This window comes from Geothrix fuzhouensis (assembly GCF_024609325.1).
GTDB classification, from domain to species: Bacteria; Acidobacteriota; Holophagae; order Holophagales; family Holophagaceae; genus Geothrix; species Geothrix fuzhouensis.
The window spans coordinates 583,991-607,588 of the sequence record NZ_JANHMQ010000002.1 but is presented as its reverse complement, the minus strand read 5'-3'; the positions used below and the strand labels follow the sequence as shown (position 1 = coordinate 607,588).

Here is a 23,598-nt window from a genome sequence, read left to right as displayed (position 1 = left end):
TCTTTTGCCCCACGTCGCGGAGGTGGATACATGAGCTTGAAAGAACGCATCAGGGATCTCGTCAGGCTCGCCTTCCAGATGGGCAACAACTGGATGACTTTGCTGGGCGTGGCCCTGACGACCAGTTCGGCCTTTACGCTCGTCTGGTTCTGGTTCATGGAACTGACCAGCCCCCGGGCCATCCATCCGTACGTCGGCATTCTGCTGTTCCTCGCCCTTCCCGCCCTGTTCCTGGTGGGTCTGGTGTTCATTCCCGTCGGCATCCTCCGCACGCGCCGCAAGCGTCGGCTTGCGGGCGAGGCGATCCTGCCGCTCCAGAAAGTGGACTTCACCCAGCCCGGCATCCGCCGCCTGCTGCTGGTGGTGGGCGCGCTCACCTTCATCAACGTCGGCATCCTGGGCACCGCGGGCCTCAAGGGCGTGGAGTACATGGACTCCAACCGCTTCTGCGGCCTCACCTGCCACACCGTGATGAGCCCTGAATACACTGCCTTCCTGAACTCGCCCCACTCCCGCGTGGGCTGTGCCCAGTGCCACATCGGCCACGGTGCGCCCGCCCTGGTTCGGGCCAAGATCTCCGGCACCCGGCAGCTCTTCGCGGTGGCCTTCGGCACCTACTCCCGCCCGATCCCGAGCCCGGTCGAGCACCTGCGCCCCGCTCGCGAGACCTGCGAACAGTGCCACTGGCCCCAGAAGTTCACCGACGACAAGCTGCTGATCCGCACCAAGTACGCCGATGACGAGGCCAACACCCCCTCCACCAGCATCCTCCTGCTGAAGATCGGCGGACACACGCCGAACGGCACCACGGGCATCCACGGCCGCCACCTCGACGCCATGGAGCGCATCAGCTACATCAGCACGGACCACCGCCGCCAGGAGATCCCCAAGGTCATCTACCGCGATGACAGCGGCCAGCTCGTGGAGTACGTCACCGACGACTACAAGAAGCTCACGCCCGACCAGCTGGCCAAGGCCACCGAGCGCAAGATGGACTGCATCGACTGCCACAACCGCCCCACCCACACCTTCGAGCTGCCCGACCGCGCCGTGGACAAGTCCATGTCCAACGGCCTCATCAGCCCCGAGCTGCCCTACATCAAGAAGAAGGCTGTGGAACTGCTGAAGGTCGAATACGGCAGCCAGCAGGAGGCGGGCTCGAAGATCGTCCTCGGCCTCAACGAGTTCTACCGCACCACTTACCCCGACGTGTTCAAGCACAAACGGGCCCAGGTGGACGCGGCGGCCGAAGCCGTGAAGGCGATCTACCTGCGGAACGTGTTCCCCGAGATGAAGCTGACCTGGGGCACGCACCCGAACAACATCGGCCATGAGGAGTCCGTGGGCTGCTTCCGCTGCCACGACGGCAGCCACACCGCCGCCGATGGCCGCACCATCAAGGGCGATTGCGACACCTGCCACACGCTCCTGGCCCAGGACGAGAAGGATCCCAAGGTCCTCAAGGACCTCGGCATGAAGTGATGGAAGACGCGTGAGCGGTCCCCCAGAATGAAGGCATGACCGCTTCCGCCCTTCCCCTGATCGCGATCGACGGCCCGTCCGGCGTGGGAAAGTCCACCACAGCCCGGCGGGTCGCCGCGCGTCTGGGCTGGCAGTATCTCGACACCGGCGCCATGTACCGTGCCGCCACCCTGGCCCTCCAGCGCGCGGGCCTGTCCCTGGAGGACCGTCCCGCGCTGGAGCGCCTTCTGGCGGACCTGGACCTCGCCCAGGAGGGCACACGCGTCTTCCTCGCCGGTGAGGACGTCAGCGAGGCCATCCGCAGCCAGGATGTCACCCGCGGGGTGACGCCCGTGAGCGCGGACGCCCGCGTGCGGGATGTGCTCGTCGAGCAGCAGCGCCGCATCGGCGCCTCCGGCCGCTGGGTGGTGGACGGCCGCGACATCGGCACTGTCGTCTTTCCACAGGCCTGCTGCAAGATCTTCCTCACCGCCAGCCCCGAGGCCCGCGCCCGGCGGCGCTTCCTCGAACTGGAGGCCAAGGGGCAAGCCCCCGTCTTCGAAGACATTCTCGCCGACCAGCGCCGCCGCGATGAGGCCGACAGCACCCGCGCCGTGGCGCCCCTGCGCAAGGCCGCGGACGCCGTGGAGCTGGATTCCAGCGCCATGACCCTCGACCAGGTGGTGGACTGGATCGTGGCAAGGCATCTGGCGCATCCGTGATACCCCTTCCGGAGCCGCTGGCCGAAGCCTGGGAAGCCGAGTGGCAGCCCGTGGGGACCGCCGCCCTGGCCGGCGTCTCCCTGAGCCTCCTCCTACTTGCTGTGCTCGCGATCCGCTCTGACCAGGGCTGGATCCCGCTGCTGGACGGCGTGAACCTGGTGTTCCACGAGGCGGGCCATCCCCTCTTCGGCCTCCTGGGCTGGGAGGCCCTGACCATCCTCGGCGGGACCCTCATGCAGCTCCTGGTACCTACTGTGGCGGCGACCTCCTTCTGGTTGCGACGGGACGCCGTGGGCGCCACGGTCACCGGCATCTGGGTGTTCGAGAACCTCCTGAACATCGCGCGCTATGTGGCGGATGCCCGGGCACAGGCCCTCCCGCTGGTGGGCGGAGGCGAGCACGACTGGGCCACGCTGCTGGGGCGTTGGGGCCTGCTGGCCCAGGACACCACGCTGGCCCGCGGGCTCCAGAGCCTGGGTTGGCTGGGCATGGTGGGCTGCTGGGCCTGGCTGGCCTGGCAGTGGCACCGGAGCCGCCCGGAACAAGCCTAGGAGCACACCCCTTCGTCCTGTCCCACCTCAGGAAAAACGGGCGCCGGAAGGCGCCCGTTTTTCCTGAGCCATGCCGAAACCTGAGTCAGTATCCCTCTCCCTCGCCCGCAGCCTTCACCTTTCCCCGATTGAAGTGGAAGAGGAAGGCCAGGTAGCCGATGGCGATGGGAAACCCGATGAGCCACCATGCCAGGCCTGTCCGCAGGCCATGATCGCCCACGCTGGCGTTGAGGGCCGTCAGATCGAACTGCGGGTCCAGGGTGGACTTCAGCATCACGGGATAGAGGCAGGCCGCGCTGGCGGCGAGGAGACCGAGGATGAAGGCCCCGGAACCCAGGAAGGCCAGCAGGAACCGTTCCCGCTTGAGACCCACGAACACCAGGCTCAGACCCGCGAGGAAGATCATGGAGGCCACCCAGCCCAGCGGTGCCTGAGGCAGGCGGTGGAAGATGCCGGGGTTGACCATGGCGGTGGCGTAGCTTGCCACCATCCAGAGCACCAGCACCGCGCCCCAGAGTTTCAAGGCGACGGCCCGGGAGCGCTCGTGCACGGCGCCCCCGGTTTTCCACGCCAGGAACAGCGCGCCATGGGCGGCCACGGTCACCAGGGCGAACACACCGATCAGCACGGTATACCAGTCGAGGATGCCGGGCCGGCTGCCGATCCGGAAGTCCGTCCAGAGCGCCATTTCGAAGTAGCCAGTGCCATCGACGGGCACACCCCGCAGGACATTGCCCAGGGCCGCACCGAACAAGATCGGGAGCAGCACGCTGGAAAAGGCGAAGGTGCCATCCCAAAAGTGGCGCCAGAGGCCGTCCTGCAAGTGGGAGCGAAACTCAATGGAGATGCCCCGGAGCATCAGGCACCAGACCACCAGCCAGATGGCGAGGTAGAACCCCGAGAAGCCCGAGGCCAGCACCTTGGGGAAGGCCAGGAACAGCGAGCCACCGCCCGCCAGCAGCCAGACCTCGTTGCCGTCCCACAAGGGACCAATGGCACCCAGCACTTGGCGGCGCTCGTCATTGGTCTTGGCCACAACCAGGTGCAGGATGCCGGCGCCGAAGTCGAAGCCGTCCATCACCACGTAGATCGCGACCATTACGGAGACGAGCCAGAACCAGAGCATTTCCATGGCAGACTCCTAGGCCTTTGATGCGTGGGAGACGGGGCCGTGGGCGATCTCCCGGCCGATGAGGAAGAGCCACAGGACACTCAGCACCACGAAGATGCCGGCGAACCCGAGGGTGGTGAAGGCAGTCTGGCCCGCGTTCACGGTGGGGGAGCCGCCCTGGAGCGTGCGCAACAGACCGTAGATGAGCCAAGGCTGGCGGCCGAACTCGGCCACCGCCCAACCCGCGGCCGTGGCAATGTACGGGAAGGGGAAGGCCAGCATCAACACCCAGAGCATGGGTTTCGCCGAGTCGAGGCGGTTCTTCCAGAGCAGCAGGGCGGCCAGTCCCATCACCGCGATCATGATCGTGCCCAGTCCCGCCATGATGTGGAAACTGTAGTAGAGCAGCTCGATGTTCTGCGGCCACTGATCCTCGGGGAACTCAAGCAGACCCTTCACGTTGCTGGAGAAGCTGCCATAGGCGATGAAGCTCAGCACGGCGGGCAGCTGGATGGGATTCTCGATCCGCCGCTGGGCCACGTTGGGTTGGCCCACCAGGGTGAGGTTGGCGCGAGGGCCGCTCTCGAAACGACCCTCCATGGCCGCCAGGGTGATCGGTTGGTACTTGGCCACGAGCTTGCCGGAGATGTCCCCCGTGGGGAAGGCCACGAGCACACTGAAAAGGAGGCCCATGAGGGTGCCCGCCCGCAGGTTAAGCCGAGCCTGTTCGGGATGGATGCCCTTGAGGGTCCAGTAGGCGCCGATGGCCGCCACCACGAAGGCAGCCGTTACCACGGAGGCGAGCATGTTGTGGGCGTACTGGCCCAGCGCCCAGGGGTTGAGCAGGAAGGCCCAGAAGCTGGCCAGCTGGAGGCTCCCGTCGGCGGCATGGGTGTAACCCACGGGATGCTGCATGAACGCGTTGGTGGCGATGATGAAGTAGCCGGACAGCCAGCTACCGATCCACAGCGCCAGCGCGGCGCCAAAGTGGCCCTTCGGCGAGAGCTTTTTCTCGCCCCAGACCAGCAACCCCAGGAAGCTGCTCTCCAGGAAGAAGGCGAACATGCCTTCCATGGCCAGGGTCTGACCGATGATGCCGCCGGAGTAGCGCGAAAAGGCCGCCCAGTTGGTGCCGAACTGGAACTCCAGCGGAATGCCCGTCACCACGCCCACGGCGAAGTTGATGCCGAAGATCTTGATCCAGAAGCGGGCTGCATCGTTGTAGCGGGCCTCGCCGGTCTTGAGACCCATGGCCTTCAACACCACGATGACCAGGGCCAGCCCCATGGTCAGCTGCGGGAACAGGTAGTGATAGGTCGCCGTGAACCCGAACTGAAGCCTGTGCCAGAAAAGCGGATCCCCCATGATTTCTCCCGGAATGAATGCCTCGAGGTGTCTCTGGAGCCCTAGCGCGCGGCCAGTATCCCATGCCGGGCGCGGAGGATCCCGCTCAAAGAGTTGACACGACAGGAGAAGCTGCGGAGTGATGGGGATCACATAGATTTTTATAGTCTTAAATCGTTATTTAGTCATATTCTCTTTTAATCCCAGCACCGGACCGCTCGTCGAGTCCGCAAGGCTCAGGGGTAGGGGAGGCGGGCCCGGGGTGGGCCCGCCGTTTTTTAATAACCCCGCTAACCGACGACGACGATTTCCGAGGTGATGGGCACGGTGGGCCGCAGCATGGCGGACACGCCACAGTAGGTCTCCTCGGAGAGCTTCACGGCGCGCTCCAGCTTGTCCATGGGCAGGTCCTTGCCCCGGAAGACGTAGCGAACGTGGATGCCCGTGAAGATCTTCGGATGTTCCTCGCGGGCTTCGGCGCTCACTTGCACTTCGAGGCCATCCAGCTTCACCCGCATCTTCTCCAGGATGCTCACCACATCAATGGCGGTGCAGCCGCCCAATCCGGCCAGAACCAGCCCCTTGGGTCGGGGTCCCTTCGTGGGTGCTCCAGCCCCGCCTGGCACATCGATATAGTACCGGTGCCCTTCCTGATCCACCTCGAAGGTCAGGCCGGATTCCCAGCGGACATTGGCTTCCATGTTCGGCCCCCTATTTGGTTCCGGCCAGGTCCTTGAGGATCGGCGCGGCGGCGTCCAGAATACCGGCGGCCATCAGGTGCCGCGCGATGCGAACGGCGTCCAGGACCTCCTCCGCCGTCGCACCCTCCTGCATGGCCAGGTGCGCCTGGGAGCGGGCGCAACCGGCCTGGCGGCGTCCCAGGGCTGCGGCTACGGCCATCAGATGGCGGTATTTCAAGGGGATCGTGCTGTCAGGCCGCTGAACGCTGCCCTGGGAAAGCTGGGCCGTGGATACCAGCAGATCGGGCGCCAATTCCTTCAACCGCCCCGGCCACTCCGGCAGGGTGTCACCCATCTTGCCCTGCATCATCTGAAGCACCTGGTCGGGCGTGGGGGCGGTGGGCGCGCTCATGGGATGCTCCGGATCAGGGAAAGAAGGATTGGATGCGGTGCCAGGAACCCAGGTTGTGGACATTCTTGAAGCCCTTGCGCTTGAGGATGCCGGCGGCGAAGCCACTGCGGCTGCCGCTTTCGCAGCAGAGCAGCACCGGACGGGCGGGATCCAGCTCCTTGGCCCGCTGCTCGAGTTGGTCCGCGGGAATATTGATCGCCTTCGGATGGGCAGCTGAGCGGAATTCCGCCTTGGTGCGCACATCCACGATCTGGGCGCCCTGCTCGAGGAGGGCCTTCACGTCCGTGGCCGAGGCCGACCGCCGACTCCAGAGCAGATAACCCACCGCCGCCAACGGGATCAGGTAGATCCAGTAGTCCGCCATCAGGCCCCTGCCTTCTGAAGAGCCGCGATCAGAACCTGGGCCTGCTGGACGCCGACCAGGCGTTGCTGGATCTGCCCTGCCTTGAGGATCACGAGCGTGGGGATGCTCTGGACACCAAACTGGCTGGCCAGCTGGGGTTCTTCGTCCACATTGACCTTCGCGATGACGGCTTTGTCTCCGCTGGCCTTGGCGACCTCGTCGAGGATGGGGCCCTGCATGCGGCAGGGCCCGCACCACGGGGCCCAGAAGTCGATGAGGACCAGCTGGCCGAGGGTTGCGACCTTCTCGAAGGCGCCGGTGGTGAGGTGAATCACTTGGGACATGGAAACTCCGAAATCGGGGTTGGAAAAGACAGGAAAGCCGGGCCGCCTACCTCGCCAGGGCCCAGATGAGGCCCAGGACAGCGCCGTAGCTGATGCCCCGAAGGGGGGTGGCGGTCAGCGGGCAGGTGCCCGTGCTGCACCCCACCAGGCGGTGCCAGCCGTAGCCCAGAGCCCCGCCGATGACAAGGCCCAGGGCGATGCGGAGCGCGGTGGCCTTCACCGGGAACACCCCACGCCGACGCCTTCGGGCACACCGAGCTTGCGCAGGATCATGGACATCAGGCACCAGTTGGTGAGGCCGCTCTGCAGGAGGTTGGCGCCCACGAAGACCGTGAACCAGATCCAGTTCGGGTTGTGAAAACGGGCGAGCACGAGGCTCAGCAGGATGAAAGATCCCGCAACGGTGTGGACGATGCGATCGACATTCATGAGTGACTCCTATTCATCTACGGTATGGGTGGAGGCCTGGCGCTGAAGCTCCGCGGCGCGGCCACGGCGGGCGATAAGGTAGTACAGGACGGGAATGGAAGGCACCGAGAGCAGCGTAGCTGCCACGGAACCGGCCATGAGGCTGATGGCGAGGCCCTGGAAGATGGGATCCGCCAGCATCACCAGGGAGCCGACAATCACGGCCGCCGCGGTGAGCAGGATGGGTCGGAACCGCACCACGCCTGCTTCCTCCACCGCCAGGGCCAGAGGCATGCCCTCGCGCAGCTTCAGCTCGATGAAATCCACGAGGATGATGCTGTTGCGGACGATGATGCCGGCGCCGGCGATGAAGCCGATCATGCTGGTGGCCGTGAAGAAGGCGCCCAGCAGGCCGTGGGCAGGGATGATGCCGATAAGGGAGAGCGGGATCGGCACCAGGATCACCCAGGGGACTTCGAAGCTCTCGAACCAGCCCACCACCAGCACGAAGATCAGCACCAGCACAGCGGCGAAGGCCATGCCGAGATCCCGGAAGACTTCGAGGGTGATGTGCCACTCGCCGTCCCACTTCATGATCAGGTTCTCGGTGTTCTCGGGGTGGGCCAGGCCCAGGCGGACCACTTTGGCGCCGCCGGTGCCCTGCATGGCATCGATCTTCTTGTTGAGGGCGGCCAGGGCGTAGACGGGGCTTTCGATGGTGCCGGCCAGGTCGGAGAACACGTAGGCCACGGGCATGAGGTTCTTGTGGAAGATGACCGGCTCCTCGCGGCCTTCCTTCACGGTGACCAGCTGGCTGATCGGGATCATGCCCCGCGGGCCGGGCACGGTGAGCTGGAGAATCTGGGCCAGGTTCTGGCGCTTCTCGGAGGCGAGCTGCAGCACCACGGGCACCTGGCTGGACCCACGCAGCACATGGAAGGCGCCGGCGGTGTAGCCGTAGCCAGCCATGTAGAGCGTCTGGATCACGTGGGTTGGGGCCACTCCGAATAGGGCGGCCTTCTCCCGGTCCAGCACCAGACTGATCTTGGGACTGGTGGGGTTGAGGCTGGAATCCACGTCCACGATGCCGTCCACGCTCTGGAAAGCCTTGAGCACCTCCCCCGCGAGACGGGAGCGTTCGGCTTCCGAGGGCCCGTAGACCTCGGCCACGATGGTATCCATGACCGGCGGTCCGGGCGGGATCTCCACAAGCTTCATGCGGGCCCCGGCAGGCTTCGTGATCTTCTCCAACTCCGGGCGGAGCCGGACCACGATCTCGTGGCTCTGCTCCTTGCGGTCTCCCTTCGGCACCAGGTTCACCTGGACATCCACCATCTCCGCCTCCTGGCGGAGGAAGCTGTGCCGCACCATGCCCACGAACGTGAACGGGGCAGCTTCGCCGGCGTAGACCTGCACATCCTTGACGGTGGGCTCTTTCAGCATGCGGCGGGCGATGTCCTGGCCTACGGCAAGGGCATCCTCGCGCGGGGTTCCGGCCGGAAGGTCCAGCTGAACCATGAACTCCGACTTGTTGTCGAAGGGCAGCATCTTGACCTTCACCACGCCGAAACCCACCAGGGACATGGCGCCGATGAGCAGCACCACGACACCGCCGAAGAAACTCCAGCGGATCGCCGGCTTGAACAGCAGGGCCCGGATGACCTTGCGGTAAAGCGCGGAGAGCTTCGAATCTGGCGCCACCTCGGGGTTCTTGTCCTGCCAATCGTGGGTCGGCTCAGGCGAGGCCGTGTCAGGCGTCGCGGGATGGAGTCCCGACTCGTCGGTCTCCGGGAGATGGGCCTCCTTCTTGAACAGAATGAGACTCGCCCAGGGGCTGATGACGAAGGCGATGATCAGGCTGAAGATCATGGCCACACTGGCGCCCACGGGGATGGGCCGCATGTAGGGGCCCATGAGCCCGCGCACGAAAGCCATGGGCAGGATGGCGGCGATGACGGCGAAGGTGGCCAGGATGGTGGGATTGCCCACCTCGTCCACGGCTTCGATCACCACGGTGGCGAAGCTCTTCCGCAGCCCGGGGAGATGCATGTGCCGGTGGATGTTCTCCACCACCACGATGGCGTCGTCCACCAGGATGCCGATGGAGAAGATGAGCGCGAACAGCGTCACCCGGTTGAGCGTGTAGCCGAACAGATACGTGATCAGCAGCGTGAGGGCCAGGGTGACTGGCACGGCCACGCCCACCACCACGGCGCTGCGCCAGCCCATGGCGAGGAAGATGAGGGCGATGACGCTGAGGGTGGCGATGAGCAGATGCTCGATCAGTTCGTTGGATTTGTCGCCAGCGGTCTCCCCATAGTTGCGGGTGACAGTGACCTTGAGATCGCGTGGAATGAGGCTGCCGCGCAGGGCCTCCACCTTGGCCAGCACCTGCTCAGCCAAGGCCGTGGCATTGGTGCCGGCCCGCTTGGAGAGGGTGATGCTCACGGCGGGCTCGAAACCCGGCTTACCGGCCTCCCCGAAGAGGACCATGGGCGGCTCGGGTTCGGGCGCGTCCACCACCCGGGCGACATCCGCCAGATAGACGGGCCGCATGTTCCGGACGCCCACGACAAGGCGGCGCAATTCCGAAGCCTGCAGCACGAAGCCAGTGGCCTCAAGTTCTGTGCGTTTGCCATGGTTCACCAGGGCGCCCGCGGGCAGCTGGCCCTCGGCGGCCTGGAGGGCCGGTTGGAGTTCGCCGATGGACATGTTGATGGCCCGCAGGCGGTCGGGATCCGGTTCGATGCGGACCATGCGGCGGGCTCCGCCCACGACTTTCACCTGGGCCGTGCTGGGCACGTCTGACAATTCCCGGGCCAGGACATCACCCATCTTGCGGAGCTGGCCGGGCGTCTGGGCGGCGCCCTCCCCTTCACCGTGCAGGGTGAGCACGAGGAAAGGCACGTCATCGATGGTCTGCAGCTTGATGATGGGTTTCATAGCCCCAGGCGGCAGCATCTGGGGATTGGCCGCCAGTTCCTGGTAGATCTTCACCAGGCTGGGCTCCTGGGGTTCATTGACCTTGAACCGCACGGTGATGAGCGCCATGCCTGGTCGGCTCATGCTGTAGAGGTACTCGACGCCGGGAATGCCCCAGAGACGGCGTTCCATGGGGTTGGTGACCTGGCTTTCGATTTCCTGCGGGCTGGCCCCGGGATAGGGAATGTAGAGATCGACCATCGGCACGATGATCTGGGGCTCTTCTTCGCGGGGCGTCAGCACCACGGCAAGGACACCCAGCATCAGCGAGGCGAGGACGATGAGGGGGGTCAGCTTGCTGCGGAGGAATCCCTTGGCCAGCTTCCCGGCCAAGCCTAGCCGGAGTTCACTTGCCATGGCTCACCCCGCTGGAGATATCGATGGGCTGGCCATCCTGGAGCGCGCCGGGGTTGTCGATGACCTTCTCGCCGTCCTTCAGACCGGACCGCACGGGCAGGAAGCTCCCCTCCCCTTCCCCCAGGGAAAGCCAGCGGAGCTCGGCGTGGCCGTCCTTGGCGACGAACACGCCGGTGAGTTCACCGCGCTGCACCAGGGCGCTGCGGGGCACGGAGAGGCCCTGGGGGGCTGTCAGGCCGGGCACCAGGATGCGCGCGAAGGAGCCCTGACGCAGGCCCTTGGGCTTGAGCACCTTGGCGCGCAGGGTGCCTTTATGACTGTACGGGTCGCCGCCGGGCGCCAGACCCGTGATCTGGGCCTGCCCCTCGGTCCCCTCGGCTTCGAACGTTACCTTCGTGCCCGTCTTGAGGCCCTTGGCCTCATCCTCTGACACGGTCGCGACCAGTTCCTGTTCGCCGTCGCCCACCAGTTCCAGCAGGGGCATGCCCGGCCCGACGAAGTCGCCTTCGTTCACCTTGCGGGATTGCACCACACCGGAGAACGGCGCGCGGATCTGGGTATAGGCGATGTTGGCCTTGAGGGAGGAGACGCCGGCCTGGGCCTGGGCCACCTGGGCCTCCACCTGCTCCAGTTCCACGGCGGTGCTGGCCTTCTGGGCCTGGAGGGCCTGGATACGGCGATGGTAGGCCTCGACGGTGGCCAGGCCTGTCTGCGCGGCCTTCAACTGGCCCTGCAGATCCTCATCCCCCAGGGACAGCATCAGGGTTCCGGCGGCCACGCGCTGGCCCTCCTGCACATGGATGCGTTTCACTTGGGCGGCCATGCGCGTGGACATCATGGCCGTGCGCGTGGACTGGAGCGTGGCAGCCACCCAGGCGCCGCCCACAGGCGCGCCTTGACCCACCAGGGAGACCGCCACCTTCGGCAGATCCTTCGCGACCGGGCGTGCCTCCTGGTGGCCGCAGGCCAGGGTCCCGAGGAGTGCGCCGGACAGGGCCAGGGCGGGAAACAGGGTCTTCATGGCTTGACTCCTTCAATGGGATTGCCGCTGGCCAGATCGAGGCTGGCACGGCTCACGCGAAGCTCGAACAGGCTCTGGAGAATGAGGGTGTGAGCGCCCTGGACGGCGGCTTCCGCATCGAGCACCTCGATGAGGGGCGCGAGGCCCTCCTTGTGGCGGGCCTCCCGAAGACGCTTGGATTCCTCGGCGGCCACGAGCGATTCCTTCGCCGCGGCATAGCGCGCCTGGGCGGCGAGGACGGATTCCTTCGCCACGCGGACTTCGTGTTCGGCCTGCTGCTGCTTGAAGGTCCGCATCTCGCGGGCGGCGTTTTCCTGGGCGCGGGCGGCCCTCGCCTTGGCCCGGTCCGGCGCGGAGAACACCTTCCACTTCAGGCCCACGCCAGCCCAGGTCCAATTGCCTTTTTCGGACCAGGAATGGTGAAGGGTGCCCGCCCCCAGCTCCAGGCCCACTTCGGGGCGGAGGCTGCCGCTGGCGGCCTTGGCGCCTTCTCCGGCGGCTTTGGCCTGGAGGTCTGCGGCCAGCAGATCACCCCGCTGGCCAGGCGCTGGGGCCGCCATGGGCTCCGTGGGTTCGAGTGGCGTGGCGAGGGGGCCTTCCACCGGGCCGGTGCCGGTGAGCAGGCCCAGACCGGAGCGGGCGGAGCGCATCTGCTTGGTGACGTCGGCCTTTTGGGCGTCGATCTGCGCGTGGAAGGCCTTCAGGCGCTGGAGCTCCGATTCCAGCATCAGGCCCTGCTGTACGCGGGCGCCCACGAAGTCCTCCATGCCCTGGATCCAGGTCCTGGAATCCTCCACCCACTTGAGGGCCTGCTCGGCCACCTGGGTGCCGAAGTAGGCCTCCACCACGGCCTGGGCGGTCTCCTGCTTCCGACGCTCCTGGCTGGCGACCTCGGCCTGGGCCATGTAGTCGCCGGCCCGGCGGGCGGCGGTGATCCGCCCGCCAGCATAGAGCGGCTGTTGGATGACCGCGGAGCCCCCATAGGCGCCGATGGGATCCGGGTGGTTCAGCGACTGCGGATTGAAGTCCGCCGCGCCGATGCGCGCCTGGTTCAGCTTGATGCCGAAGGCCATCATCGGCTCGTTGGTACGGACGCCCTGGGCCTGCAAAGTGAGGCTGGGCAACCGCAGGTCCCGGAACCCCTCCGCCTCCGCTTGGCGGGATTCCACCATGGCCTGGCCGGCCCGGAGGCCCGCCTGGTCTGTCCAGGCTTTCCGGATGCTTTCAGCCAGAGTCAGGCCATCTTGCGCGAGAAGACTTCCCCCAGAAAGCAGCACCAAGCTCAATCCTGTGATGGCTTTAATGTTCATAAAGGAATACTCCTAGGCAAAAAAAAGCAACTACATATACAAGCATTCATTCATTTAAGGGCCTTGTAGGTCATCTTTGCGCGATCGCTCACATGGCCGCAGACCAGGTCGCAAAGTTCGCCCACCAGGGGCATCACCGGGGTGAAGTAGACGGCATTGCCTTCGGGCTCACGCGCCACAAGCCCGACCCGCACCAGGCAGGCCAGATGCTTGGAGGCATTGGCCTGGGACAGGCCGGAGGCTTCCGCAACGGCGCCCTGGCTCAGGGGTCCTTTGCTATCCAGGAGGGAGCGCAGGATCTTCAGCCTGGAGGCATCACCGAGCGCACTGAAGAGGCCGCTCACTTCGTCGATCATCGGGTTGCTGAGCTGGTGATTCACTGATTCAACTCCATGCGACTATGATCATCCCGTTCAGAACCATGTCAACCGGAAATTGACCAGCCCCCAAAAACTCTATACCCATCGGCTCATTCGACAAGGTCACATTCCTGTTTCCTGGCGGCTTCCCGGCCGGATCGTGACCGGCATCATTCTCCGGGGTAGGCTGGTCCTGGAGATTCCCGTGGACGACCTGGACCTGCGTGCCGCCAAGATCCGCCTGCTCTGCACTGACATCGACGGGGTCCTCACCACTGGGGCCCTGCGCTACGGCGCGGAGCCTGGCCACACCAAAGCCTTTCATGTGCGGGACGGGGCCGCCATCAAGTGGCTCCAGCGAGCCGGCATCCCCGTGGCCTTTATCTCCGGACTGGACGCCGGGGCTACCGTGAACCGCGCCCGGGACCTGGGCGTGGAGGACTGCTTCGTCGGCCACCTGGACAAGCTCCCGGTGCTGGACCAGCTTTGCGCCAAGTACGGCCTGACCTACGACCAGGTGGCCCACCTGGGCGACGACCTGCCAGACCTGCCCCTGCTGCGCCGGGTGGGCCTGGCCTGCTGCCCCTCCGATGCGGCGGATGAGGTGCGAGCCGTCTGCCACTGGACCGTGCCCGCCCCAGGAGGTCGAGGCGTGCTGCGGGCCGTGGCCGAACGGATCCTGAAGGCCCAGGGGCGCTGGGCCGAACTCGTGGGCAAGTACTGAGGCGTTCGCGAACAACTTCAGACTCTCTTGGGATTTCGGGAGAGCAGGAACACAGAAGTACACAGAAGACACAGAGAATTGCTTACGGAGGTTCCATTGAAGGAACCCGTCAATCCTTCGTGTTCCTGCTGGTCACGGAAGCCACGGAACTAAGCCTTGGGCACGGAATAAGGCGGGTGATCGTTCCGAAAGCGCGGCTGTCTCCTGGGGGGGACGCAGTGAGGGCCACGACCCATTCCAAAGCTTCCGCAAAGGTCCATGTGGCCAATGCTTTGCTCTGTGCATTCTGTGGCGCTCAGTGTCCTCTGTGTTCCTCTTTTCGGGCCCCGGAATTCCCAGATAAACCCTACTTCAGCCCGCGCTTCTCCAGCAGGGGCCCCACCTTGGGATCCCGCCCCCGGAAGTTTCGGTAGAGCTGCGCCGGATCGATCGTGCCGCCCTTGGAGAGCACCTCGGTGCGGAACTTGGCCGCCGTGGCGGGATCGAAGAGGTTCCCCTTTTCCTTGAAGGCCTGGAAGGCGTCGCTGTCCAGCACGGCGCTCCAGATGTAGCTGTAGTACCCCGCTGCATAACCGCCCATGATGTGGTTGAAGTAGGGGCTGCGGTAGCGGGGCGGGATCTCGGCGATGAGGCCCCACTTGGCGAGCGAAGCCTTCTCGAAGGCGGCCGTGTCCTGGGGCTTGGTGGTGGTGAGCGTGTGCCAGTCCATGTCCAGCAGGGAGGCCGCCATGTATTCCACGGTGGCGAAGCCCTGACCGAACTTCCCGGCCTTCTTCATCTTCGCCACCAGGGCATCGGGGATGACCTCGCCGGTCTTGTAGTGCCTGGCGTAGAGCTTCAGCACTTCGGGCTCCATGGACCAGTTCTCCATGACCTGGCTGGGCAGCTCCACGAAGTCCCGGGGCGTGCCGGCCGTACCCCGATACCGGCCCGCGTAGAATAGGCCGTGGAGGCCGTGGCCGAACTCGTGGAAGAGGGTCCGCACCTCGTCCGAGGTCAGCAGCGCGGGGCGATCGCCCGCCGGAGCCGTGAAGTTGCAGACGTTCACCACCACGGGATCCATCGGCTTCCCGTCCTGGATCCAGGCCTGCCGGTAGTTGCTCATCCAGGCGCCGCCGCGCTTGCCGGGCCGTGGATGGTAGTCCACGTAGATGAGGCCCAGGTGTCGGCCATCCTTCTCCTTCACCTCGAAGCAGCGCACGTCCTTCTGGTAGACGGGCATGTCCTTCAGCTCCGTGAAGGCGATGCCGTAGAGCTTCCCGGCCACGGTGAAGGCGCCCTGACGCACCTGGTCGATGGCGAAGTAGGGCTTCACCGATTCCTCGTCGAAGTCGTACTTGGCCTGCTTCACCTTCTCGGCGTAGTAGCGCCAGTCCCAGGGCTCAAGCTTCTGGCCCGGGAGATCCTTCGCCATCATGGCCTGCAGATCAGCGCGTTCCAGCTTGGCGACCTCCAGCGCGGGTTTCCAGATCTGGTCCAGCAGGCCGTAGACGCCTTTGGGATCCTTGGCCATGTTCTCTTCGAGCACGAATGCCGCCCAGGTCTTGTAGCCCAGCAGCTGCGCCTTCTCGACGCGCAGCGCCGCTACCTTGGCCACGATGGCATTGGTATCGGTGTCGCCGCCCTGGTTGCAGCGCTCCAGATAGCCCGTGAGCAGGCGCTTCCGCAACTCGCGGTTCTGGGCGTACTCCAGGAAGGGCCAGATGCTGGGGCCGTCCAAGGTGAACAGCCATTGGCCATCCTTGCCGGCCTTCTTCGCGGCGGCAGCCGCTGCCATGCGGGTGCCCTCGGGCAGGCCCGCCAGATCTTCAGGCTTCTCCACCACCAGCTGGAAAGCCTTGGTGGCCTTGAGCAGGCGATCGCCAAAGTCGACGCCCAGCTTGGACAGCTCGGCGTTGAGGGCGCGCATGCGGACCTGCTGGTCGGGCGTCAGCGCCGCGCCAGCCCGGACGAAGCCCTTGTAGGTGCGTTCCAGCAGCCGGGCCTGATCGGGATCCAGCTTCAGAGCGGCCCGGCCCTCCCACACGGCCTTCACGCGCCCGTAGAGTTTCGCGTTCAGCTGGATGTCATCGCGATGGGCGGCGAGCAGCGGCATGACCTCGCGATTCACCGCCTGCAGCTTCGGGTTGGTTTCCGCCCCCGTGAGGTTGAAGAACACCGAACCCACCCGGTCCATGAACTGGCCCGACAGATCCAGCGCCACGATGGTGTTGGCGAAGGTGGGGGCCTCCTTCGCATCCGCGATGATGGCCACCTCAGCCTTCTGGCGGACCATGCCCTCGCGGAAAGCCGGCAGGAAGTGGTCTTCCCTGATCTCGGCAAAGGGGGGCACGCCGAAGGGAGTCTTCCATTCCGCGAAGAAGGGATTGGTGGCCGTGACTGGGTCGGTGGCGAGGGCAGGCAGGGACATGAGGGCAGCCAGAACGGAAGCGGTGCGCATGGGGACTCCTGGAAGGTCGTTCATGACCATACCATCAACTTACGAGGCAGGCAGCTTCCAAGGCCTCGGGTATTCTCGGAGCATGATCCGCACGTTTACAACCCGGATGACTCAGGTCGGCGCCCTGCTCGGCCTCACCCTGTTGCTGGCCTGCCAGCCGCCGGCCGTGGTGGTGCCGCCACCCGTCGTGGTGGCCCCACCGAAGCCCCAGGGCCCGCCGCCCAAGCCGAAGATCGCGCTCGTCCTAGGCGGGGGCGCCGCGCGGGGCTTCGCGCACATCGGCGTCATCCGCACCCTGGAGCAGGAGAAGATCCCCGTCGATCTCGTGGTCGGAACCAGCGTGGGCAGCCTCATCGGTGCCATCTACGCCGCCGACCGCAACAGCTTCGACCTGGAGTGGACCGCCTTCCAGCTGCAGAAGGACGACCTCTTCGATTTCGGCGTCCTCTCCACCGTGGCGGGCATGGGCTTCGCCAAGGGCGACAAGCTCGAGGCCTGGGTCAAGAAGCACATCAAACCCGCCAACATCGAGCAGCTGAAGATCCCCTTCGCGGCCGTGGCCACGGATCTCAACTGGGGCCAGGAGGTGGTGCTGGACCGAGGCTCCGTGGCCCGCGCCGTGCGCGCCAGCTCGGCGATTCCCGGCGTGTTCCAGCCCGTGCAGCACATGGGCAAGATCCTGGTGGACGGCGGTGTGGTGGACAACATCCCCATCTCCGTGGCCCGGGCCAAGGGCGCCGACCTCGTCATCGCCGTGGACATCAGCGCCAACGTGGGCAACACGGACATCACCAACCTGCTGGGCGTGAGCCTTCAGGCCACCAACATCATGTTCGCCCTCAACGTGGAGCACTCGAAGAAGGATGCGGACGTGCTGATCTCGCCGGCCATCGGCGACGTGGGCACCCTGGACTTCACCCAGAAGAAGCGCTGCATGGAGGCCGGCATCGTGGCCGCCCAACAGGCCATGCCGGCCGTCCGCCAAGCCATCGACAAGTGGGTGGCCGCCCGAACCTCCGGCGCGGCCACCGCCAGCCAGCGACCCTGAGCCGGGTTGGTTCACGAACACCATGTCCCCATGGGATTGAAGGAGAAACGCTCGCCAAGGGCGCCCAGGTCGTAGAATCCGGTCATCCCGAGAAAGTCCGGAGTTCCCTGCCCCGCTGTCAGAGCGTCCCACGTCGAGGGTGCCATGCCCATTCCCCAGCACCGAGTGATGCCCTTCCAAAGCCTATGGCCTGCGGTGGTCGCGGGGCTTCTGGTGGCCTGCTCCACCCGCCCCCCGGTGGTCCACCCGGCGCCACCACCACCTCCGCCCGCGCCCGAGGCGTCCGCGCCTCCCGCGCCGGCCCCGTCCCCACGACCGCCGATCAACCTGGATGCACCCCGGGAACGCGATGCGCACCGGATGGAGGAAAGGGCCGACCTGCCTCGACGAGAGGCTTCCACTCGCCCGCCCCTACCGCCGCCGCGCCCCGCGCCCGTGGGGGCCAACCCCAATGTGGAGCGCGATCAGGCCTATGCCCGCGTGTCAGTGATGTTCGGTACCGATCGGAAGCTGGACCCCCGCACCGGAACCTTCGGCGGCGGCCGAGGAGAGCGGATCGCCTACGGCGAGGTGACGGTCAGCGTCCCGCACGGCCACAAGACCGGCGAGATCGAAGCTCCATCCATCTGGCGGCTGGAGTTCCGCGAGGATCCCCGCAAGCACATGACCATCCTGGACTGGACCCCGCACACCCGGATGGGCTTCCTGAACCGCGTAAAGGCCAAGGTCCAGGCGCAGGGTTCCTCCGGTTCCAGCTTCGTGTTCGTCCACGGCTACAACGTGTCCTTCAACGATGCGGCCCGGCGCACGGCCCAGATCACCTATGACCTGGACTACCGCGGTGTGCCCGTGTTCTACAGCTGGCCCTCCCAGGGCACCCTCCAGGGCTACACCACGGACGAGAACAACGTGCAGTGGAGCGAAGCGAACCTGAAGCGGTTCCTGATGGACTTCGCCCAGAAGAGCGGCGTGAAGGATATCTACCTCATCGCGCACTCCATGGGGAACCGCGCCCTCACCGGGGCCCTGCGCCAACTTTTCACGGAACAGCCGAAGCTCAAAGGGCGCTTCAAGGAGATCATCCTCACCGCCCCAGACATCGACGCGGAGATCTTCAAGCGGGACATCGCCCCTGCCCTCGCCGCCGGGTGCAAGCGCATTACCCTCTACGCCTCGGATGGCGACAACGCCCTGCTGGCCTCCAAGAAGGTCCATGGCTACCCGCGAGCCGGCGACACCGCCGAAGGCATCGTGGTGGTGCCGGGCATCGAGACCATCGACGCCTCGGGACTGGACACCAGCTTCCTGGAACACTCGTACTTCGCCACGGCTCCGCCGGTGATCAGCGACATCCGCCGGGTACTCCAGGACGGTCTCCGCGCCGCCCGCCGTGGCCTGGAGCAGCATGTGGCCGGAGCTGGGAGCTACTGGAAGCTGAAGGGCGCGAAACCCTGACGAAAATAATTCAATGGATTCCAGCCATTGCGCCCATCCTCGCGACGGGTTCCGGCTCGACTTGCCCGGGGCTCCGAAAAGAGGATGCATGTCCAACGACAAGAAACCCAAGAAAGCCAAACCCCCCGTCGTGCATGGGGCCACTTCTCGAGGTTCGGAATTGTCCGGCCGCTTGGCCGCGCCCGTGGCGCCGGCTGCCCTCACTCCGGCCAAGAAGAAGAAATAGGAAGGCTTGTGAGATCCGCTAGGCCTTGTGCGCGTGCGCCCGGGGCAGAAGGGCCGCGTCAGCCTTGGCGCCGTGGCACTTCCGGCAGAAGTCCAGGGTGGGCAGGACCAGGCCTGCGGCCTTGGCGGCCGCCAGGTTCTTCATGACGGACATGGCCTTGTAGTCGGCGCCGTTGCCGTGGCAGGCCTCGCAGTCGAGGCCCTTCTTGGCATGGGCCGTGGCCGACCAGGAATCATGCTGGAGGCGGTGGCACATCCTGCAGGCGCCTGCGCCCACCGCCGCGTGGCCGTTGCTGGCCAGGGAGGGCATGGGCCCCGCAGCGGCCGTGGGTGCCGGCTTGGGGGTGGGTGCCGGGGACGCGGCGGGCGCGGGAGCAGGCACGGGGACCGGCGCGGCCACGGGCGCAGGCGCTGGAGTGGGCGTGGCGGCGGGCGTGGGCGCGGCCGGTTTGGGGGCCGTCTCGGTGGTCTTGGGAGTAGGGGCCGTTGGCTCTGCCTTCGTCCCGGCAGGGGCCGGCTGGGCCGAGGGCTGGGCGGCGGGTGCGCCAGCGGCCGGGGTCGTGGCCGGAGTCGGAGCCGCGGCGGGAGTCGGCGCCTCCTTCTCGGCGCAGGCCAAGAGGAAGGCGAGCATCAGGGCAGGCGCGGCCGATCGACGCATGGGATCTCCTGGGGGCTGACCTGATGCTACTTCCCGGCGGAGCCGAACGCCAGGTTCCGCACCAAGTCCTCGGTCTTCCAGGGAGCGGCGGCGCCGCCCAGGTACTTCTGGAACCACTCGAGGTGGGCGTTGTAGTAGACGGGCATGGACCTCAGGTTGTCGGGCCAGTGACCGTCGTTCTTGAAGACGATGAGGCGGCTGGGCACGCCCATCTCCTGGAGGTCTGTGAAGAACTCCAGGCTCTGGGTGTAAGGCACGCGGTAGTCGCGCTCACCGGTGATGACGAGGCAGGGCGTCTTGAAGGCCTTCACGTGGCTGCTGGGGTTCATGCGCTCGTAGGCGGCGGCCTGGTCCCAGGGCGTGCCCGTGAGGTCATGCTCTGGGAACCACAGTTCCTCGGTGGCGCCGTGCATGGCGCGCAGATCGTAGACGCCCATCATGGCGGCGATGGCTTTGAAGCGCGTGGTGTGGCCTTCCAGCCACATCATGGCGTAGCCGCCCCAGCTCCAGCCCATGGCACCCATGCGGTCCTTGTCCACGTAGGGCAGCGCCGCGAGGTGATCGGCCACCTTCGCGATGTCCGTCTGCACCTTGCCGTCCCAGTCACCGCTGATGGCGTCCGTGAAGGCCTGGCCGAAGCCCGTGGAGCCATGCGGGTTCGGAAAGGCCACGATGTAGCCCGCGCCAGGGTAGACCTGCCAGTCGCCACGCAGCGTGTCGGACCACATCATCTGCGGGCCGCCGTGGACGTTGAGGATGAGCGGGTACTTCTTCGCAGGATCGAAGCCGTGGGGCTTCACCAGGAACACCTGGATATCCTTGCCGTCGGCGCCCTTCACGGTGAACTCCTCCGCCGGGCGGATGTCCACCTCATCGGCCACCGCCTGGTTGAAGTCGGTGAGGCGCTTCAGCTCCTTCCCCTCGAAGGTGTAGCGCCAGACCTCCACGGGCTCGCCCACGCGGGTCTTGCTGAGGTAGACGGCCTTCTGGTCGGGGCTCACCTGGAATTCGCGGATGCTCTGGCCGTCGAGCATGCGGGTGGTCTTCCCGGTGGCGACCTCCACGCGGAAGAGCGGCCAGCGGCCCTTCTCCTGCACCGTGAACCAGAGGGTCTTGCCGTCCTCGGACCACTGGAAGCTGTCCACCCAATTGTCGATGGCTTCGGTCAGGACCTTGCGCGCCTTCGTCTGGCGATCGTAGACCGCGAGGCGGAAGCGGTCGGACTCCACGGCAGGACGGGTCTGGAACTTGTAAGCGAGGTAGCGGCCGTCCGGTGAGTATTTGGGGTCACCGTCGTAAGCCGGGTTGTCGGTGATGCGGCGGGGCGTGCGGTCGCCATCCAGCGAGATCAGGAAGAGATCCTGGTTGGTCGAGCGGGCCGGCACGGGATCCATGTTGGTGACGACGCAGATTTCCTTGCCATCCGGGCTGAGGTCGAAACTCTGGGAGCTCGGCGTCGTGGCATCCGCCGGGTAGTCCTGCTTCCCGGAGGTGAGCGCCTCCACCTTGCCTCCGAAGGTGGCGGTGAAGAGGTGGCTGTATTGGAAGTCGCGCCACTCGGTCCAGTGGCGGTAGAGCAGCGTGTCCGCCAGATGCGCCTGCACGGGCCCCTTCTCCAGCTTGTCCGCCAGGTCCTTCTGCTTCGCCCCGTCGGCCATGGCTTCGGGGAAGACCGTGGCCTGGAACACCACCTGGTTCCCGCCCGGCATCAGCTTGGGCGATCCGACACCGGCCTCGAAGGCAGTCACTTTGCGGGCTTCGCCACCCGCCAAATCGAGCGCCCAGAGCTGGCTGCCCTCTGCGCGGCTGGAGAGGAAGTAGAGCGTCTTCCCATCCTTCGACCACTGGGGCGCCGTGTCCGCCTTGCCCGAGAAGGTGAGCTGCTTCGTGGTGCCCGTAGTTGTGTCGAGCAGCCAAATCTGCGTGTTCCGCGTGGCGGCCTTCAGGTCCTGGCTGGACACCTCAAAGGCGAGCTTCGATCCGTCCGGACTCAAGGCCAGGTGCTGCACACCCTTCAATCGGTAGAGATCCTCGATGTGAAAGGCCCGCTTCTCCGCGGCCCTCAGAGGCAACGCAAGCAGCAGGGCGGTGGCTGGGACGAGGCAAAAAAGGCGCACAAACCCTCCGAAGGAGGCCTTCAGCATCGCATAGAAGAAACGATGACCTTGTGATCATGTTCGACTGGCGCGGGACTACCATGGGGGCACTCCTCTTTCCAGCCGACCCATCCGCCGTGCCGGAGGCACCATGCTGATCGCTGCGCTCCTCCTGGGCCTGCTGCAGGCCCAACTTCCCCCCTCGCAGTCAGTCGCCCGCGTGTACGAGCCCTCCGCGCCGGCCCTGGCAGCCAAGGCACCAGGCGCTCCGGATTACGGCCTCCAGACCACGACCCGCTCGGGCAAGATCCTGCTCACCAACCTCCGATTCCATCCCGTCACCCACAAGGTGCAGGCGCAGCTCTACCGGTTTCTCGGGCCGGCGGGCATGGGGCCCTACCGGCTCGGGGTCCAGCTGCAGTTCCATCCGCAACAACAAGCCCCGAACAACGCCCTCCATCCGATCTGGTATGCCAACTATTTCGCCATCACGAGTGCCCAGGACGGCCTCCCGGCGAAGGAGGCCGGCCTGGAAGGGCGCTGGGTCATTGAACGCATCGATGGGAGCAACTTCGGATGGGATCTGGGAGCCCTCATCTTCCACATCTCCAACACCCCCGTCATCAACGTAGACGCAGCGAAATTGCCGATATTCGGAGGCCCGTCGCGGAAGACGTTCCGGATCACCATGCGCAAGCTGGACGGGCCCGTGGGCCCCGGTGATGGGACCCTAGAACCCGTCCAGGCCAACAGTGAGACCCAGGAATGGTTGAACGGCAGGCAGACCTGGCGGGATCTGCTCATCCTGCGGTCACAGCAGGCGCGATTCGTACCTCTTCCACTCGATTTGGCTGGCCGCAGGATCTGGGTGGTTCGCAACCCTGGAGAGCCGTCCCCGGACTCCTCCCTGATGCTCGAGTTCTGGCAGGAGGATCCACTCACCGGCAGTTGGGACACAGGGCTCGTCGACCTCTGGCCTGAGCCCCCGGATGGCCTCCGGCCTGGCAGGGCCATTCGGATTGAGGATCACTGGTACCGGATCCTTGGCAGCGGCCAGGATCCGGTGACCGGGCGCCTCGACCGCCTGGAGCTCCGTCCCTGGGAGCCAGACATAACCGCGCTATTGGGCGGTGCCACCCTGGCGAAGGACCTGGGCGGGCTGAACGCCCCTCCCCTCCAGGAGTCCATCGAACTGCTGGCCAACGAGTCCCTGGTGGAATGGAAGACGCGCACCCTGCCGGGCCTCCTGGCCGCGCAGAATCTCGGACCGGCGGAGGACCTCGTGATCCGGGTCGAGAAGGGCGTCCTCGCGCTCGATCTCGAGGCCAAGGGCATCCGCGCACGCCTGGACGTCGCTGCCCGCGCCGAGACCGAGCGCAAGGCCCAGGCGGAACTCGCCGCCAAGACCCGGCAGCCCGCGCCCCAAGTGCAGGCAACTCCGACCACGGAAAGCGAACGTCTCGCGGATCTACTGGACCAGCGCAAGGCCATCCTCATGGCCTTCCTGGGAAGCGCCAAGCAGTCCCTGCCCACCCTGAGGAGATGAC

At 66.0% G+C, this 23,598-nt stretch carries 23 protein-coding genes; 8 read left to right on the top strand and 15 right to left on the bottom strand.

All coding sequences use genetic code 11. From position 1 onward, the window contains the following. Window positions 1-30 precede the first annotated feature (30 nt). From NOV74_RS10010 to NOV74_RS10000, 3 genes are read left to right on the top strand one after another with little or no spacing between them, the layout of a single operon-like run. Window positions 31-1,482, top strand: a complete 1,452-nt coding sequence (locus tag NOV74_RS10010) for a NapC/NirT family cytochrome c (protein ID WP_257311768.1) — start codon at window positions 31-33, stop codon at window positions 1,480-1,482. 35 nt (window positions 1,483-1,517) lie between these two features. Next, a complete protein-coding gene (cmk, locus tag NOV74_RS10005) occupies window positions 1,518-2,183 on the top strand; it encodes a (d)CMP kinase (protein WP_257311765.1) in 666 nt (221 codons plus the stop codon). Further along, window positions 2,180-2,734: a hypothetical protein gene (locus NOV74_RS10000; RefSeq protein ID WP_257311762.1), complete on the top strand. Its 555-nt coding sequence runs from the start codon at window positions 2,180-2,182 to the stop codon at window positions 2,732-2,734. The genes cmk and NOV74_RS10000 overlap by 4 nt, the downstream gene beginning before the upstream one ends. 85 nt (window positions 2,735-2,819) lie before the next feature. Here the strand turns inward: NOV74_RS10000 and cydB are convergent, their stop codons facing one another. The 12 genes from cydB to NOV74_RS09940 all read right to left on the bottom strand — a co-directional run bounded on the left by cydB (window position 2,820) and on the right by NOV74_RS09940 (window position 13,426). Then, window positions 2,820-3,866, bottom strand: a complete 1,047-nt coding sequence (gene cydB / locus NOV74_RS09995; protein WP_257311761.1) for a cytochrome d ubiquinol oxidase subunit II — start codon at window positions 3,864-3,866, stop codon at window positions 2,820-2,822. 9 nt (window positions 3,867-3,875) lie between these two features. Continuing rightward, complete coding sequence (locus tag NOV74_RS09990; protein WP_257311759.1) at window positions 3,876-5,210, bottom strand: cytochrome ubiquinol oxidase subunit I; 1,335 nt, start codon at window positions 5,208-5,210, stop codon at window positions 3,876-3,878. A 269-nt stretch (window positions 5,211-5,479) separates the two neighbouring features. Further along, the gene (locus NOV74_RS09985; RefSeq protein WP_257311757.1) at window positions 5,480-5,890 is read right to left on the bottom strand and encodes an OsmC family protein; all 411 of its coding nucleotides are present in this window, start codon (window positions 5,888-5,890) and stop codon (window positions 5,480-5,482) included. Window positions 5,891-5,900: 10 nt separating this feature from the next. After that, the gene (locus tag NOV74_RS09980; protein ID WP_257311755.1) at window positions 5,901-6,281 is read right to left on the bottom strand and encodes a carboxymuconolactone decarboxylase family protein; all 381 of its coding nucleotides are present in this window, start codon (window positions 6,279-6,281) and stop codon (window positions 5,901-5,903) included. Window positions 6,282-6,294: 13 nt separating this feature from the next. Then, entirely contained in the window at window positions 6,295-6,645 is a 351-nt protein-coding gene (locus tag NOV74_RS09975) for a rhodanese-like domain-containing protein (RefSeq protein WP_257311753.1), read from the bottom strand. Beyond that, window positions 6,645-6,968: a thioredoxin gene (gene trxA, locus NOV74_RS09970; RefSeq protein ID WP_257311751.1), complete on the bottom strand. Its 324-nt coding sequence runs from the start codon at window positions 6,966-6,968 to the stop codon at window positions 6,645-6,647. Before trxA ends, NOV74_RS09975 begins: the two co-directional genes overlap by 1 nt. Window positions 6,969-7,014: 46 nt before the next feature. After that, on the bottom strand, window positions 7,015-7,188 hold the full coding sequence (locus tag NOV74_RS09965; protein ID WP_257311750.1) for a DUF6132 family protein: 174 nt from the start codon (window positions 7,186-7,188) through the stop codon (window positions 7,015-7,017). Further along, a complete protein-coding gene (locus tag NOV74_RS09960; RefSeq protein WP_257311748.1) occupies window positions 7,185-7,397 on the bottom strand; it encodes a YgaP family membrane protein in 213 nt (70 codons plus the stop codon). Before NOV74_RS09960 ends, NOV74_RS09965 begins: the two co-directional genes overlap by 4 nt. 9 nt (window positions 7,398-7,406) lie before the next feature. Further along, window positions 7,407-10,715 carry an efflux RND transporter permease subunit gene (locus tag NOV74_RS09955; protein ID WP_257311746.1) on the bottom strand — a complete coding sequence of 1,103 codons (3,309 nt, stop codon included), beginning with the start codon at window positions 10,713-10,715 and terminating at the stop codon, window positions 7,407-7,409. Next, on the bottom strand, window positions 10,705-11,736 hold the full coding sequence (locus tag NOV74_RS09950; RefSeq protein ID WP_257311744.1) for an efflux RND transporter periplasmic adaptor subunit: 1,032 nt from the start codon (window positions 11,734-11,736) through the stop codon (window positions 10,705-10,707). The genes NOV74_RS09955 and NOV74_RS09950 overlap by 11 nt, the downstream gene beginning before the upstream one ends. Beyond that, the gene (locus tag NOV74_RS09945) at window positions 11,733-13,046 is read right to left on the bottom strand and encodes a TolC family protein (protein ID WP_257311742.1); all 1,314 of its coding nucleotides are present in this window, start codon (window positions 13,044-13,046) and stop codon (window positions 11,733-11,735) included. Before NOV74_RS09945 ends, NOV74_RS09950 begins: the two co-directional genes overlap by 4 nt. A 50-nt stretch (window positions 13,047-13,096) precedes the next feature. Continuing rightward, window positions 13,097-13,426, bottom strand: coding sequence for an ArsR/SmtB family transcription factor (locus NOV74_RS09940; RefSeq protein ID WP_257311741.1), 330 nt, complete (start codon window positions 13,424-13,426; stop codon window positions 13,097-13,099). 139 nt (window positions 13,427-13,565) lie between these two features. Between NOV74_RS09940 and NOV74_RS09935 the strand changes: the two genes are divergently transcribed. Then, complete coding sequence (locus tag NOV74_RS09935; RefSeq protein WP_257311739.1) at window positions 13,566-14,129, top strand: KdsC family phosphatase; 564 nt, start codon at window positions 13,566-13,568, stop codon at window positions 14,127-14,129. A 346-nt stretch (window positions 14,130-14,475) separates the two neighbouring features. On the opposite strand, the gene NOV74_RS09930 is transcribed toward NOV74_RS09935, so the two are convergent. Continuing rightward, window positions 14,476-16,569, bottom strand: coding sequence for a M3 family metallopeptidase (locus NOV74_RS09930; protein WP_257311736.1), 2,094 nt, complete (start codon window positions 16,567-16,569; stop codon window positions 14,476-14,478). An 82-nt stretch (window positions 16,570-16,651) separates the two neighbouring features. On the opposite strand from NOV74_RS09930, the gene NOV74_RS09925 reads away from it, so the two are divergent. From NOV74_RS09925 to NOV74_RS09915, 3 genes are all read left to right on the top strand, one after another. Then, on the top strand, window positions 16,652-17,617 hold the full coding sequence (locus NOV74_RS09925) for a patatin-like phospholipase family protein (protein ID WP_257311735.1): 966 nt from the start codon (window positions 16,652-16,654) through the stop codon (window positions 17,615-17,617). Window positions 17,618-17,761: 144 nt separating this feature from the next. Next, entirely contained in the window at window positions 17,762-19,072 is a 1,311-nt protein-coding gene (locus tag NOV74_RS09920) for an alpha/beta hydrolase (protein ID WP_257311732.1), read from the top strand. 88 nt (window positions 19,073-19,160) lie between these two features. After that, complete coding sequence (locus NOV74_RS09915; protein ID WP_257311730.1) at window positions 19,161-19,298, top strand: hypothetical protein; 138 nt, start codon at window positions 19,161-19,163, stop codon at window positions 19,296-19,298. A gap of 18 nt (window positions 19,299-19,316) precedes the next feature. On the opposite strand, the gene NOV74_RS09910 is transcribed toward NOV74_RS09915, so the two are convergent. Together NOV74_RS09910 and NOV74_RS15480 are read right to left on the bottom strand one after the other, a co-directional pair. Further along, the gene (locus NOV74_RS09910) at window positions 19,317-19,955 is read right to left on the bottom strand and encodes a hypothetical protein (RefSeq protein ID WP_257311728.1); all 639 of its coding nucleotides are present in this window, start codon (window positions 19,953-19,955) and stop codon (window positions 19,317-19,319) included. Between the two features lie 26 nt (window positions 19,956-19,981). Continuing rightward, window positions 19,982-22,072 carry a S9 family peptidase gene (locus NOV74_RS15480; protein WP_257311725.1) on the bottom strand — a complete coding sequence of 697 codons (2,091 nt, stop codon included), beginning with the start codon at window positions 22,070-22,072 and terminating at the stop codon, window positions 19,982-19,984. A 130-nt stretch (window positions 22,073-22,202) separates the two neighbouring features. Between NOV74_RS15480 and NOV74_RS09900 the strand changes: the two genes are divergently transcribed. After that, entirely contained in the window at window positions 22,203-23,597 is a 1,395-nt protein-coding gene (locus NOV74_RS09900; protein ID WP_257311722.1) for a hypothetical protein, read from the top strand. The last annotated feature ends 1 nt before the right edge of the window (window position 23,598 follow it).